This is a genomic window from Loigolactobacillus backii (assembly GCF_001663675.1).
Taxonomy (GTDB): Bacteria; Bacillota; Bacilli; order Lactobacillales; family Lactobacillaceae; genus Loigolactobacillus; species Loigolactobacillus backii.
In genome coordinates this window covers 2,459,339-2,473,514 of record NZ_CP014873.1, presented here as the reverse complement: position 1 = coordinate 2,473,514, position 14,176 = coordinate 2,459,339, and the positions used below count along the sequence as shown (strand labels likewise).

Sequence of the window (14,176 nt, the reverse complement as noted above, 5' to 3'; positions counted from 1 at the left end):
CTATGAAGGTTATTCGTTTGGGCTAATCATTAGATCATTAAACAAAAAATTTAATAAGAAAGGACCGAACGAAAGCATCCTTTGGTCCAAAAACAAATAAGAGGCTAGGACTTTTGTCCTAGCCTCTTATTTGTTTTCGAACGTTATTCTAGAACGCGCGTCAAAAGTCTGAGTTCACGTGCCTAAAAAGATAGGGTTTCTATATCTATAAGCGAGAATCTACGCGTTGAGCACTTTACGTAAGAAGTCCTGGGTACGTGGGTTTTGGGGATGATCAAATAGGTCAGCGGGTCGGCCTTCTTCCATAATGTGACCATCGGCCATAAAGACAACACGATCGGCAACCTCCTTGGCAAATCCCATTTCGTGAGTTACGACAATCATGGTCATTCCTTGTTTGGCCAAGTTCTTCATAACGTCTAAAACATCACCAACCATTTCTGGATCAAGGGCGGAAGTTGGTTCATCAAATAGCATAATGTCCGGTTGCATTTCTAAGGCCCGGGCAATCGCAACTCGCTGTTCTTGGCCACCTGATAGGGAGGCGGGGTAGGCAGTCGCCTTTTCATCTAAACCGACGTTTTTTAAAAGGTCGTGGGCAGTTGCTTCGGCTTGTTGTTTGGTCATCTTTTTTAATTCGATTGGGGCCAAAGTAATGTTGTCTAAAACGGTTAAATTGGGAAATAGATTAAAGTGCTGGAAAACCATTCCAATTTTTTCCCGAACGTGGTTCATGTTGGTATTTTTATTAGAGATATCGTGTCCGTCAATCACAATCCGGCCTGCAGTGGGATCTTCTAATTTATTTAAACACCGAAGAAAAGTACTTTTACCTGAGCCTGATGGGCCAATCATACAGACAACCTCATTATTTTTAACTTGTAAATTAAGTCCTTTTAAAACGTGATTATTACCATAATCTTTAATTAAGTCGGTGACATCAACTTTTAAATTTTGTTCGCTCAATCGTTGATTCTCCTTTCAACAAATTTGGATAGCCAGGTTAATAGCGTAATGATAACAATGTACATAATTGCTATGATTGTCCAAACTTTGAAGCCCTGTAGATTTCGAGCTATGATAATTTTACCTGTTTGCGTTAATTCAAGAATGCCAATCACGGATAGAATTGAAGTATCCTTTAAGGTAATAATGAACTGGTTAATGAAGGAAGGAACCATAATTTTGACCCCTTGTGGTAAAATAACACGGCGCATTGCTTTACCGTAAGGAAGGCCAAGACTGCGTGCTGCTTCCATTTGCCCAGGATCAACTGCCTTGATACCGCCGCTAACGAAAGCGGCAGTGTAGGCACCTTCATTGAGGGTTAGTGTAATAATTCCGGCAACGAATGCGGAAATTTTACTACCAGTCAAGTTTGGAACACCAATATAGATAAAGAGGGCCAGAACTAGTAAAGGCATTCCCCGGAAAATGTAAATAATGATACTTGATAGCCAATTAACCCATTTAACGGGCATTACTTGCATCAAACCAACGATAACACCAAGAATGGTTGCCAGGATGATTGAAATAAACGTCAAGTAAAGCGTTTGACCAAGACCACTGAGTAGGGAGCTCTTATTTTGTTTAACTAAACTGAGTAAACCATCATTACCTGTAGCTGCTTTCTTTTCTTTAGCCTGAGCGGATTTACCTAAGTATTTAGCAACGATTTTATCGTATTGACCATTTTTCTTTAAATGACTTAGTCCAGTGTTAAATTTAGTTAGTAATTCTTGATTTTCACCTTTTTTAACCGCAAAACCATAACTACCACCGGCCTTTGGTTTAGTCACAATTTTCATTTTCATGCCATTGCGAATACCGTACGCCATAACCGGGTAATCTTCAAAGGCCGCAGCCGAATTACCACTTGTAACATCATTATACATATCATTTGATTGATCGAATTCAGTTGTTGTAAAACCGTATTTCTTTTTAATTGAATTGGCGTAACTTGCACCTAAAGTACCCACTTTTAGGGCTACTTTTTTACCACGCAAATCTTCTAGTGATTTAATGGAACTACCTTGCTTAACCGCCATAACTTCACCGGCGTAGTAGTAGGGATCGGAAAAATCGAACTGTTGTTTACGTGCATTGGTGATCGTCATACCAGCGATGACACCATCCATTTGGTTAGCTTCAACTGCTTGGACAGCGGCGTTAAAGCCAACTGGTTTTAATTTAACTTTAAAACCTTCTTCTTTAGCGATGGCCTTAATTAAATCAATATCAATGCCGGTATAGTGCCCATTTGAATCCTGAAAATCAAATGGTGCGTATGTAATATCTGTTCCAATTGTATAAGTTTTTTCTGCCGCCTGAGTTTTAGTACTAAAAAACGTAAATAAGCTCAAACAAGCTAGTAGGACTGTGCCTAACCAAAGCAAACGCTTGCGCATAAAAAGGCCTCCAAATAATATGTTATATAAAGTGACACAACTCTATGTCATCTAATATAACATAGATTTTAAACGCTGACTATCCTTTTTGCGGATTCTAACTTTGACAGAGTTGAAATCCTTTCGTACACTGGTCAGTAGAGTCACAAGGAGGATAAATTATGATTAGACCAGCAGAAAAGAAAGACGTAAAAGCAGTTGTCCCGATTATCAATATTGTGTTAGAAGAGATGGAACTGCCATTTTTGAAAAACGTTGACCAGAAGGCCTTTTTTGATGTTCTTGCTAAAGCTTACCAAACTGAGGATTATCGTTATAGCTATCGGCACGGATTAGTGGCGCTACGTAATGATAAAGTCGTTGGGGTTGCCTTTGGCTATCCCGCTGAAGCTGAGGTACACATTGATGACGCGTTAAAGGTCTATTTACCTGAATTAGGTGCCGACCCAAACGATAAAGTTTTCACGGATAAGGAGGCCTTTCCTGGGGAATGGTATTTGGACACCTTATCCGTTGCAGAAAATCAGCAACACCAGGGTGTAGGTACCGAATTATTAAAGGCAATTCCTGATTTAGCGAAGAAGCAGGGCTTTAACAAGGTTGGTTTAAACGTTGATGTTGCTAATCCTAACGCTAAGAAGCTTTACCTTAAAATGGGTTATAAAAAAGTAGGGATGACGACCTTAAGTGGTCATAGTTACGAACACATGCAGCTTACTAACGGTTAAAATTAAAAAAGTACCACTTTTCAATCACCTTGGTGTAACAACAGGTGATTGAGAAGTGGTACTTTTAGTTAATCATAGATTGCGTTCAAGTTGCGGCGTTTCTGTGGCTTTTTATCCCGGCGAACCGACCAATGATCCAATACGAGACTTAATAAAATGCAGAGGGGCGCGTCAGATTCGTGGGTGATTGAAAGTTGGTAGTAGTCACCATCCGATAAGAAGGCTTTATCCATTACTAACAACGTTTCTGTCCGGTGGTAAATTTTATAGTGATGGCGTAATAAATCTCCCATAATAATCCAATTTAGATCGTTAACAAACTGAAATTGGTGCCAAACACCGTACATTTTTTTGATGGCACCAACTTTTTTATGGCCTAGATAAAGGTCAAATTTAGGAAATAAACCTAATGACATCTGTTTAATTTCAGCAATATAATGACCATCCATGGCGTAAAGGGTAAATGAATCTTGGCGTAAACCAAAACGCCCAGTAACCAGAAAGCGGGGCTTTTTTTTCTGGTCGCGAACAATGATGGGCACTCCCTTAGATGCCAGTAATTGTTGCTTAATGTACAGTTGCAGCACACAATTCACCTCTTTATAAGAGCGTAACTATAGAGAGTGTTTGAAAAAGCAGCCAGATTCTACTCCACAATTGGGGATTATTACTAGCTTCACTGACGCTGGCGATCGGGCTAAGATGGCCCGAAGTCCGAAGTGCAGCCAAGTTGAAACATGACAACTGCAGAAGCTGCTTTTTCAAACACGTTTACATTAATTAAACTAACCAGGAAAAATACTGGTGCGAGTATTTCCAAGCGTAACATAGGTTAAACTAGGAAAACAGGCCAGTTTCTACAGCTTTTCGTCAATTGCCCGGTTAATCGCTTTACCGACGCCATCTTTAACGTTAGTGTCCGTTAAATAACGGGCAACTTGTTTAATTTTCTCAGTTGCATTTCCCATTGCAAAACTGACACCGGCGGCCTCAAGCATTGAACGGTCATTCAGGTTGTCGCCAATCGACATGACATTATTCATGTTAATTCCTAATGAATTGGCGTAAGTCTCAAGGGCGATGCCTTTTTGGGCGTTGATATGATTAATTTCAATATTACTAGCCGAGCTGGCGGTAATCGCTAAGTTACCTAGCTGTTCTAGTTGATCTGCTATTGGTGCCAAAATTTCACGTTTTTCGGGACTAAACGCAATGACTTTAAGCACAAAATTATCCTTATCGTCTAAAACCGTATCGTAGCTTGCAACGTAATTAATGTCCATTAATTCAAGCCGGGCGGATGCAAGTGAAACGGCAATCTTAAAGCTATCAGTTGTTTTGAGATCAACAAGTAGTGACGCGACATTTTGAATTCGCTTCATTTTGCTATCAGAAAAAGTTCCTTTAGTTGTCATTGCTTCAAAGTAAAGGCCTTTTTCTTTGAGAACATGAAAAATTTTGCGAACAACTTCCTTACGGATACTGACAGTATCAATGACTTCACCAGTATGGTTAAAGACTTGGGCGCCATTCATTGTGATAATAGGGGCCTCAATGCCAACTTGTTCGATGAGCGGTTTGGCTTCTGTGTAACCGCGACCTGTGGCAACGATAAACTTAATTCCCAGTTGCGCCGCGCGTTGAATTGCGGCTGCATTTTCACTGGAAACAGTCATCTTTTCGTTTAATAAAGTGCCATCCATATCGGATGCAATCAGTTGAATCAATGCGGATCCCTCCGTTTCGTTTTCACTAATAGTTTAGCATACTTTTAAAGAACCACGAAACCGTTATCTTTTGATGTGGATAGCTTTTTAAATGGCAGGGCGGTAAGATAGATAGCAGTGAGGTGCTATAATGATGAAAACATTGATTCATAATGACTGGCAAACTATTTTAGAGCCAGAATTTGCGAAAACTTATTACGCACAATTACATGAATTTTTAAAAGGTGAATACGAGACGCAGACGGTTTATCCAGATATGTACCACATCTTTACGGCCTTTGAATGGACGCCATTCGATCAGGTTAAAGTTGTTATCTTGGGCCAAGATCCGTACCATAATCCTAATCAAGGGATGGGCGTTAGCTTTTCCGTTCAGCCTGGAGTAAAGTTGCCACCATCTTTACAGAACATTTATAAGGAATTGCAAAGTGATTTAGGGATTGCCCCAGTTAAACACGGTTATCTAAAGAAGTGGGCCGATCAAGGCGTCTTGCTGTTGAATTCAGTTTTAACCGTTCGTCGTGGCCAGGCCTTTTCGCATAAAGGTAAAGGCTGGGAGCAGCTAACGGATAAGGCAATTGAAAAGTTATCTCAGCGCGGCGGGGTTGTCTTTATTTTGTGGGGAAACGCCGCTAAGGCAAAACGCGACTTAATCGATGAATCGAAGAATGCTGTGTTGACGTCTTCTCATCCCAGTCCATTTTCTGCAAGTTATGGTTTCTTTGGCTCTAAACCATTTTCGAAAACGAATGCCGCACTTGAAAAGTTTGGAGAAACGCCAATTGATTGGCAGTTACCTGAGCAAGTGGACGAGGCCGATTTAAAATAGGACTAGGATTTTTGGTGTAAGCGCTGTATTATGAAAGTATTAAAAGTTACTGGAGGGTTTTTAAATGGAATTATTCGCAAGCTTAACCAGCAAGATCAAAGGTAAGAACATTAAGATTGTTTTTCCAGAAGGCACAGAACCACGAATCCTTGGTGCGGCTAGTCGTCTGAAGGCCGATGGTGTTCTAACACCAGTTGTTCTAGGGGATGTCACTAAGGTTAAACAAGTGGCTGCAGAACATGATTTTGACCTAACCGGTATTGAAATTATTGATCCGGCTAATAGTGCGGATTTTGCGAGCTTAGTAGCGGCGTTTGTTGAACGGCGTAAAGGTAAAAATACTAAAGAACAGGCCGAAACAATGTTATTAGACGAAAATTATTTTGGAACAATGCTAGTTTATACTGTTGCAGTTGACGGGATGGTTTCCGGTGCAGTTCATCCAACTGGCGATACTGTTCGACCTGCCTTGCAAATCATTAAAACAAAACCTGGTGTTAGCCGAACAAGTGGTGCCTTTATTATGACCAAAGGTAAAGAACGTTACTTATTCTCTGATTGTGCTATTAACGTTGATCCTAACGCACAAGAATTGGCAGAAATTGCAGTAGAATCGGCTAAAACGGCCGCGTTATTTGACATTGATCCGCGCGTTGCCTTATTGAGTTTTTCAACTAAGGGGTCAGCAAAGGCTGATGTTGTTACCAAGGTTCAGGAAGCAACTAAGCTAGCTCAAACGGCTGCACCAGAATACCAAATTGATGGCGAATTACAATTTGACGCTGCGTATGTGTCTTCAGTAGGACAACAAAAAGCACCAGATTCTAAGGTTGCTGGCCAGGCCACCGTCTTTGTCTTCCCCGAATTACAAGCAGGGAATATTGGCTATAAAATTGCCCAACGTTTTGGAGGCTTTGAAGCCGTGGGACCAATTCTACAAGGCTTGAACAACCCAGTTTCTGATCTGTCGCGAGGTGCTAACGAGGAAGATGTTTATAAATTGGCGATCATTACCGCAGCACAGACGTTAATGTAAGGAATGTTTGAAAAAGTAGTTATACGCCATAATCTGCTTTTGCAAACACGTTTTCACCAAATTGGTCAGAGAAATATAATAAGCGTATTTACCAATCCTGACCAAAGTTTTGTTGATCAGAAGTCAAATATTTTTTAAATCTTTCATTATAATTAAAATAAATCCAATGTAAGAGGTCAGGAATTTTTTCCTGGCCTCTTATTATTTCCGATCATTACTCTAGAACGTTTGCTGAAAGTATGGGTTTACATACCTAACTGTAGCTAACCCAATAACCATAGCACGGTGATTGGGTTGGCCTACGTGACGTAGTAAACCCAAAACTGACTTCTGTCCCACTCCCGCCTATTTTGGTATAATAAACCTAATTAGTTAAGTGAGGGTGAAATCATGCTAACGGTAAAGGTAAGAAACGATCAGGAAACCAAGCAATTAGCAAACAAGCTAGGTCAATTGCTGCAGGCTGGAAGTGTGCTTCTTTTGGAAGGGGACTTAGGTGCTGGCAAAACAACTTTCACAAAAGGAATTGCGCAGGCACTGGGTATTAAACGTTACGTTAAGAGTCCTACGTTTACCTTGATTCGTGAATATAAGGAAGGCCGCTTGCCGCTTTACCATATGGATGTTTACCGACTAGAAGATGGCGGCGGTGATGAACTTGGACTAGAGGAATATTTTACTGGTGATGGTGTGAGTGTTGTTGAATGGCCGCAGTTTATTCAGGATCTATGGCCAACGGATTACTTGTTGATTAAATTTACTAAAGATCCACACCATGATGATTGGCGTCGTTTATTATTTGAAGCGCATGGTGAACAAAGCCAACGGGTAGTTGATTCATTGGCTCAGGAGTATCGTCATGAGTGATGAGGAAGTAACCATTCGGCAGGCAATTCCGACGGATGCGGCCGAAATAATGAAGGTAATGGCCAAATTGGGGCAAGAGACTTCTTATTTGTTAGTGGATGGTAATAATGATGGTATGACAGAAGCGTTTGAGCAAGAACAACTGGCCGATATTTACGCGTCAACCAATAACACACTGCTCGTGGCACTTGCTGGGAAGCAGATTATCGGAATTGCACGAGTGATTGCTGGACAAGAGGCGCAAATTCAACACATTGGTGAATTAGGTATTTCCATTTTACAAGCGTATTGGGGCCTAGGCCTGGGAAGTGCAATGATGGCGGAGTTAATTAGTTGGGCGGAAAAAGAATCAATCTTACGCCGCTTAGAACTGACCGTTCAGGCACGTAATGAGCGGGCAATTCACCTTTACCAAAAATTCGATTTTCAGGTAGAAGGAAAGCTTGAGCGGGGTTTTCATGATGAGCAGGCTGGTTTTCTACAAGTATTATTGATGGCGAAGATGATCAACTAGTTTAAGCAGTACTTCTGTTCAAGGTTATTGCTTGGGCTAGATTTTTAGTTGGAATTTTTTGGGACTGAAACGTTTGGAAAAGAAAAATAGTAGCTCCTGTCAAAATTTTTGGCAGGGCTACTATTTTTGGTTGAAAGGTTATTAAGCAAAGCATTTGCTTCACTAAGCGATGACCTTAACTAATTTTTGTAATGGGGCGGTACCAAATTGATTGGCTTCACAAAGCAAAATATTAGCACAAGCTAGGCTGTCATCTAATGCGTTGTGGTGATGGTATAAATCAATTTCTAACTCACGGCAAACGGTATCCAGCTTGTGATTAGGAAATTCAGGGAAGAATTGGCGACTTGTTTTTACCGTATCTAGCGCTAAGTACTCAGGTTGCTGTAATTGGTAGTGCTCTAGACAGCTGCGGAGAACCCCAATATCAAAATTAGCGTTATGCGCGACAACTAATCGGTTTCGCTGGAAAAAAGGTGCCATATGCGGCCAAACAGCTGGAAAATCCGGTGCGGTACTAACGTCAGCCGTATGAATGCCGTGAATTTTTTCATTACGCCAGCTAAACGGCGTATCAGGTTTAATTAGTGAGTAAAATTCATCAACTACCTGACTATCACGAACAATTGTAAGCGCGATTGAACAGGCACTATAGCGTTTGCTGTTCGCAGTTTCAAAATCCATTGCAACAAAGTTCATTGATTTACCCGCTTTCTTAATTGTTAAAAATTTAGATGTCGTTAGTTGGTTTCTAATACTACTGGGCAATGATCAGAGCCCATAATATCGTTTAAGATGCTCGCCCGCGTTAATTTAGGTTGTAGGTCATTGGAGGTTACAAAGTAGTCAATTCGCCAACCAGCATTGTTTGCCCGGGCGTTAAAGCGGTAGCTCCACCAAGAATAGCTGCCAGTTTGATCAGGGTAAAAGTAACGAAAACTGTCGGTGAAACCAGCCTTTAATAGCTGTGTAAACTGTTCTCGTTCTTCGTCTGAAAAGCCTGCATTATGATGATTAGACTGATCATTTTTTAAATCAATTGCCTCGTGAGCAACATTTAAATCACCACAGAAAATCACTGATTTAACTTTATAAAGTTCAGTGACGTAATTGCGAAAGGCCGTATCCCAACGCATCCGGTAATCTAATCGTTTTAATTTAGTTTGGGAATTGGGTGTGTAGCAAGTAACCACGTAAAAATCAGGGTATTCTAGCGTGATTAAACGGCCTTCATGGTCGTGTTCATCGATGTCCATTCCGTAACGAACCGTCAAAGGTTCATGTTTAGTGAAAATGGCAGTACCTGAATAGCCCTTGCGATCTGCGTAATTCCAATATTGGTGGTAGCCAGGCAGCTCAAGATCAACTTGACCCGCTTGTAGTTTTGTTTCTTGAACACAAAAGAAATCGGCATCTTGTTCTTCAAAGACGTCCATAAAATTCTTTTTAAGAATGGCCCGCAAGCCATTAACGTTCCACGAAATAAATTTCATTTTAGTTCCTCCAGTTGACCGTACAGTTTTATTTATTGAAGTTAGGACAGTGATTTCTTCTCCATTTTACAAAACAATTGGCCAAAAGACAAAGCAGGTTACCTAGAAGTTGCTAGCTGTTAATCTAGTAATGTTCATGCTAAAATAATAACAAGAATAAATTTCCGAAAGGAATGGCACAAAGTATGTTAAATGATGTTTTGACGATCCAACAAAAATTTTCGAAAACTGATATTAAATTAAATGAACCTTTAAGTCATTATACGTATACAAAAACTGGTGGGCCGGCAGATTACCTGGCCTTTCCAAAGACAATCGCTGAAACAACTGATTTAGTTAATTACGCCCGTGAGCAACAATTACCACTTACAATTTTAGGTAATGCCAGTAATTTAATCGTGAAGGATGGCGGTATTCGTGGGCTAGTCCTTATTCTGACTAAAATGCATCGAATTCAGGTAGTTGGTAAAGAAATCATTGTGCAAGCCGGTGCCAAGATTATTGATACAACAATCGCTGCTTGGCAGGGTGGCCTAACTGGCTTAGAATTTGCGGCGGGCATTCCCGGTAGTATTGGTGGCGCAATGTTCATGAATGCTGGCGCTTACGATGGTGAGATGAGTGAAGTTGTTAGTGCGATGACGTTGTTGTTACCAAATGGCCAAGTACAGAAGTTCAGCGGCCGCGAGCTTCATTTTAGCTATCGTCACAGTCTTGTTCAGGAGAATCAAGGAATTGTGCTAGAAGCACAGTTTCAACTAAAAAAGGGTGACCCGGTTAAGATTAAGGCACGAATGGACGAATTAAATGCGTTACGAGCGTCTAAGCAACCTTTAGAGTACCCCTCTTGTGGAAGTGTCTTCAAGCGACCAACCGGTTATTTTACTGGTAAATTGATTCATGAAGCTGGGCTACAAGGTAAACAAATTGGTGGCATTCAGGTTTCAACTAAGCACGCTGGCTTTATGGTAAATGTTGCCCATGGGACCGCGACTAATTATATTGATTTAATTCACTTTGTTCAGAAAACAGTTTTAGAAAAATCTGGGGTTCAACTGGAACCTGAAGTACGGATTATTGGTGAAGATCCTGAATCAAAAAACTAACGACGTGGTCGACTCTTTTTGGGTCGACCATTTATTATTAAAAAGGAGGAAATTGCGTAATGACAATGACAATGTTAGAAGCAATAATTATTTTAATCTGCCTTGTCCTTGTATCAAATATTATTAGCCATTACTTAACCTTTCTTCCTGTAAGTTTATTGCAAATTGCGCTAGGTCTATTGTTGGCCTTGGCCTTTAAAGTTCAAATTCCTTTGCGAACGGATTGGTTTATGCTGCTATTCATAGCACCACTGCTATTTAATGATGGCCGCCATTTTCCCAAGGCCGAGTTATGGGCCTTACGCGGGCCGATTATTGCAAACGCCATTTTTCTTGTTTTGGCGACAACCATAGTAGGTGGTTATGTTATCCACTGGCTGGTACCTGATCTACCACTGGCAGCTAGTTTTGCGTTGGCGGCTATTATCTCACCAACTGACCCAGTGGCCGTACAATCGATTTCAAGTCAGGCCAAATTACCGGATGGTGTGCTGCATTTAGTTAGCGGTGAGAGTCTTATAAATGATGCCAGTGGCCTGATTGGGTTTAAGTACGGAATTGCCGCAACTGTTACCGGTTTGTTTTCATGGCAGCACGCAACAACTGATTTTTTCTACATTGCGCTAGTTGGTGCAGTGGTTGGGGTTGCCCTGATGTATTTAATTCGGGGACTGCAGGCCTTTTTACTGCAGCAGGGAATAAGTGATGTTGTTTTACATACTGTTTTACAGTTGGTTACACCGTTTATTATTTATTTAGTGGCCGAAGAAGGTGCCCATGCATCTGGGGTTATTGCCGTTGTGGCAGCGGGGATTGTCTATAATTTTTCTAATCAAAATTATGCAGGTTATTTGCCGGAATTAAAAATTGTCACAGAAAGAACTTGGGATATTGCTATTTATTTATTAAACGGGGTTGTCTTCATCATACTTGGCATTGAATTGCCGGTTGCAATGACGCAAACTATTCGCAATCCTAATGATAGTACGCCAGTAGCAATCTTAGACGTTATTTTAGTTTGGCTGGCGATTTTCGCATTACGGGTTATTTGGACACTAGGTAATATGCTCTTCCACTACCTTAATCCATCCAAAGACGATGTTCGACCAAGTATTGGCGTTGCACTACTCTCTGGATTGTCCGGTGTTCGTGGTGCGATCACAATGGCCGGTGTATTATCAGTACCTTATTATGTTGCTTCTGGGGCACCATTTCCTGAACGCTCCATTATGCTTTTTATTGCGGCGGGGGTTATTATTTTAAGCCTGTTGATGGCGGTTATTTTTATCCCACTAATTACCAAAAGCAAAGTTTCAATCATGACTCGTGGTAGTGATTTAGGTGGGGATGACGAGTTACAATCACAGGAAAATATGGCCCAAGGAATGGTGGAGAAGCCCTCTGAGAAAGAATTACCAGAGGTTAATGCAAGAATTTATACGATGCAATTGGCCGTGAGACGAATAGAAAGTGAGCGGCATACGTCAAATCAACGGGCAGTCTATGACCTTATTTCGGAATACCAAGAGATGATCCGCCAACTTCAAGTTGCTAATCGAACAGAAGAACAATTAGTTCCTTTTCTAGAAGATGAACTAAAACTTCGCCAAGTTGGTTTGAATGGTGAAGCCCAAGTGTTAGATCAATTATGGCAAGAGGGTAAAATTCAGGGGAGAACCTACTCATATTTTCAAAAGAATCTGGCTCGGCGGCGACAAATGTTAATTAATTTACCCAAACAATTAAATGGTTCCCATATCTTAGTTCAAATAGGCCATCTTCGGCATAACTTAAATCGGTTGCGGTATCAGGTTATTGCACACCGGCAAAAAGGCCCCTTCTATAATGAACGTTTATACGTTGAAAAAGAGTGTGCAAAGGGTGGCATCAAGGCACTCTCTACCTTTTTGAAAACAACGGCGGCTAAAAAACACCGGTATAATCGGCAACTTATTTACCAGATTATTGTTAACTATCGTAACCAAATTGAGCAAATTAAACAGATGAATCACGCTCAAGGCCATTCGCCACGCGTAACGTATGATCGGCAGATGCGTGAACTACGTTTGAAGGCCTTAGCTGCAGAGCGAACCGGAATCCAAAATATGCTGGAGGAGCGGTATATTTCGTGGCAGTTAGCTGCCAAGTTGCGGCAGTACGTTAATTATTCAGAAAACGCACTACTGCTAGCTGATAATGTTGAGGATAATTAAAAAGGGCCAAGCAATAATCATTAATTAGGACTACTGCCGTTATTTCATGACTGTAGTTGGCCAAAAGTGATTATTGTTTGGTCCCTTGTTTGTTTCAAATGATACTCAGTTGATGCATTGTAACTGCAGGAATCTAAACGCTTTTTCCAACACGCCACTAGGAGATCTTTACAATCACGCGGCCCTGGCGAGGTGATTGTAAGTAAGTTGGTAGGAATAATCCTAAATCTTTGAATAGAACAGTTCTTACTTTGAAATCGGTTAAATTGGTTGGCCAAAAATCAGTGGCCAAATGTTGCCAAATTACTGGTCGTTGTTTTATGGGAACATTGACTGAGTCAATACCGTACAGAGTGATTCCGCGAAGAATAAAGGGCAAAGTGGTGGCGGCCAATTGAATGCCAGCGGCGTTGCCAGATAAGGCGACGGCACCGGTGTAGCTGATTTGCGGAAGTAAATTATTTAAAAGGCTGCCACCAACTGCGTCAACAACACCAGTGTATTGTTGTTTAAGTAACGGTCGTTTTTGATCATTAATTAGCTCAGCAGGATTAATTACTTGAGTTGCGCCAAGTTGTTCTAAATATGATTGCTGTTGTGGTTGGCGGGTGACCGCAGTGAGATCTTGGTAGCCCAATTGGTGAAGCATCATGAGTGCTAGACCGCCAACGCCGCCGGTAGTACCAGTGACAAGCAGTGGTGCTTGTGGATTTAGCATTGAACTGTGCTGGCGCAAGGTCAAAATGGATAGCGCCGCCGTAAAGCCCGCGGTCCCAAAAAACATGGCCTGTTTGGTTGTTAAGCCGTTGGACAAAGGAACCACCCAACTTTCGGGAACGGTAATGTATTCGGCAAAGCCACCAGGATGATTAATACCCAGACCAAAACCAGTCACAACCACGGCGGTTCCAGGCAATAATTTAGTGGAAGCACTGTTAACAATCACGCCTGCAGCATCAATGCCGGGAATTTGGGGGTAATGGTGAAGAACGCCACTTTTTGCGTTAAGCGTTAGGGCGTCTTTAAAATTGATACTGGAATAGTCGACCTTAATTTGGACCTGACCACTTTCAAGTGGTTGTAGCGTCCGGGTAGTAAATTGCGGGATAATCGTGTCCGCTTCTTGTGTGAGTTCTAAAGCCTGGTAGTCAGTCATGTGCTTCCCTCCAAAGTGAATTTACTTTCTTATTATTGTAAGCCATTTCACAACAGTAAAACAAGTACGGAAAAGGTTTAAAAAAAGCATTTTGTCCGA

14 protein-coding genes are annotated in these 14,176 nt (G+C 41.2%); 7 read left to right on the top strand and 7 right to left on the bottom strand.

Going from position 1 to position 14,176, the window contains the following annotated elements; translation table 11 throughout:
* Nucleotides 1–219 precede the first annotated feature (219 nt).
* A complete protein-coding gene (locus AYR53_RS11245) occupies nt 220–966 on the bottom strand; it encodes an amino acid ABC transporter ATP-binding protein (RefSeq protein ID WP_068225277.1) in 747 nt (248 codons plus the stop codon).
* On the bottom strand, nt 963–2,408 hold the full coding sequence (locus AYR53_RS11240) for an amino acid ABC transporter substrate-binding protein/permease (protein ID WP_068225274.1): 1,446 nt from the start codon (nt 2,406–2,408) through the stop codon (nt 963–965). Before AYR53_RS11240 ends, AYR53_RS11245 begins: the two co-directional genes overlap by 4 nt.
* Before the next feature lie 161 nt (nt 2,409–2,569).
* Here AYR53_RS11240 and AYR53_RS11235 point away from each other — a divergent pair, with 161 nt between their 5' ends.
* On the top strand, nt 2,570–3,136 hold the full coding sequence (locus AYR53_RS11235; RefSeq protein ID WP_068225273.1) for a GNAT family N-acetyltransferase: 567 nt from the start codon (nt 2,570–2,572) through the stop codon (nt 3,134–3,136).
* Between the two features lie 68 nt (nt 3,137–3,204).
* Here AYR53_RS11235 and AYR53_RS11230 read toward each other — a convergent pair whose 3' ends face one another.
* Both AYR53_RS11230 and AYR53_RS11225 read right to left on the bottom strand, forming a co-directional pair.
* The gene (locus tag AYR53_RS11230) at nt 3,205–3,723 is read right to left on the bottom strand and encodes an LURP-one-related/scramblase family protein (RefSeq protein WP_068225271.1); all 519 of its coding nucleotides are present in this window, start codon (nt 3,721–3,723) and stop codon (nt 3,205–3,207) included.
* 270 nt (nt 3,724–3,993) lie between these two features.
* The gene (locus tag AYR53_RS11225; protein ID WP_068225269.1) at nt 3,994–4,863 is read right to left on the bottom strand and encodes a Cof-type HAD-IIB family hydrolase; all 870 of its coding nucleotides are present in this window, start codon (nt 4,861–4,863) and stop codon (nt 3,994–3,996) included.
* Between the two features lie 133 nt (nt 4,864–4,996).
* Here AYR53_RS11225 and AYR53_RS11220 point away from each other — a divergent pair, with 133 nt between their 5' ends.
* The 4 genes from AYR53_RS11220 to AYR53_RS11205 all read left to right on the top strand — a co-directional run bounded on the left by AYR53_RS11220 (nt 4,997) and on the right by AYR53_RS11205 (nt 8,109).
* Nucleotides 4,997–5,692 (top strand): uracil-DNA glycosylase, encoded by a 696-nt coding sequence (locus tag AYR53_RS11220; protein WP_068281266.1) that lies wholly within the window; start codon nt 4,997–4,999, stop codon nt 5,690–5,692.
* Nucleotides 5,693–5,756: 64 nt separating this feature from the next.
* The gene (gene pta, locus AYR53_RS11215) at nt 5,757–6,728 is read left to right on the top strand and encodes a phosphate acetyltransferase (RefSeq protein WP_068280279.1); all 972 of its coding nucleotides are present in this window, start codon (nt 5,757–5,759) and stop codon (nt 6,726–6,728) included.
* A 390-nt stretch (nt 6,729–7,118) separates the two neighbouring features.
* Nucleotides 7,119–7,595 (top strand): tRNA (adenosine(37)-N6)-threonylcarbamoyltransferase complex ATPase subunit type 1 TsaE, encoded by a 477-nt coding sequence (gene tsaE, locus AYR53_RS11210; RefSeq protein WP_068225265.1) that lies wholly within the window; start codon nt 7,119–7,121, stop codon nt 7,593–7,595.
* Nucleotides 7,588–8,109, top strand: a complete 522-nt coding sequence (locus tag AYR53_RS11205; protein ID WP_068225261.1) for a GNAT family N-acetyltransferase — start codon at nt 7,588–7,590, stop codon at nt 8,107–8,109. The genes tsaE and AYR53_RS11205 overlap by 8 nt, the downstream gene beginning before the upstream one ends.
* A gap of 162 nt (nt 8,110–8,271) precedes the next feature.
* On the opposite strand, the gene AYR53_RS11200 is transcribed toward AYR53_RS11205, so the two are convergent.
* A complete protein-coding gene (locus AYR53_RS11200) occupies nt 8,272–8,808 on the bottom strand; it encodes a 3'-5' exonuclease (RefSeq protein ID WP_068226242.1) in 537 nt (178 codons plus the stop codon).
* Nucleotides 8,809–8,849: 41 nt separating this feature from the next.
* Nucleotides 8,850–9,602 carry an exodeoxyribonuclease III gene (locus AYR53_RS11195; protein WP_068225259.1) on the bottom strand — a complete coding sequence of 251 codons (753 nt, stop codon included), beginning with the start codon at nt 9,600–9,602 and terminating at the stop codon, nt 8,850–8,852.
* A gap of 185 nt (nt 9,603–9,787) precedes the next feature.
* On the opposite strand from AYR53_RS11195, the gene murB reads away from it, so the two are divergent.
* Nucleotides 9,788–10,708 (top strand): UDP-N-acetylmuramate dehydrogenase, encoded by a 921-nt coding sequence (gene murB, locus AYR53_RS11190; RefSeq protein ID WP_068225256.1) that lies wholly within the window; start codon nt 9,788–9,790, stop codon nt 10,706–10,708.
* A gap of 65 nt (nt 10,709–10,773) precedes the next feature.
* Nucleotides 10,774–12,921 carry a cation:proton antiporter gene (locus AYR53_RS11185; RefSeq protein WP_068281267.1) on the top strand — a complete coding sequence of 716 codons (2,148 nt, stop codon included), beginning with the start codon at nt 10,774–10,776 and terminating at the stop codon, nt 12,919–12,921.
* Nucleotides 12,922–13,078: 157 nt separating this feature from the next.
* Here AYR53_RS11185 and AYR53_RS11180 read toward each other — a convergent pair whose 3' ends face one another.
* Nucleotides 13,079–14,077: a YhdH/YhfP family quinone oxidoreductase gene (locus tag AYR53_RS11180; protein ID WP_068225255.1), complete on the bottom strand. Its 999-nt coding sequence runs from the start codon at nt 14,075–14,077 to the stop codon at nt 13,079–13,081.
* Between the last annotated feature and the right edge of the window lie 99 nt (nt 14,078–14,176).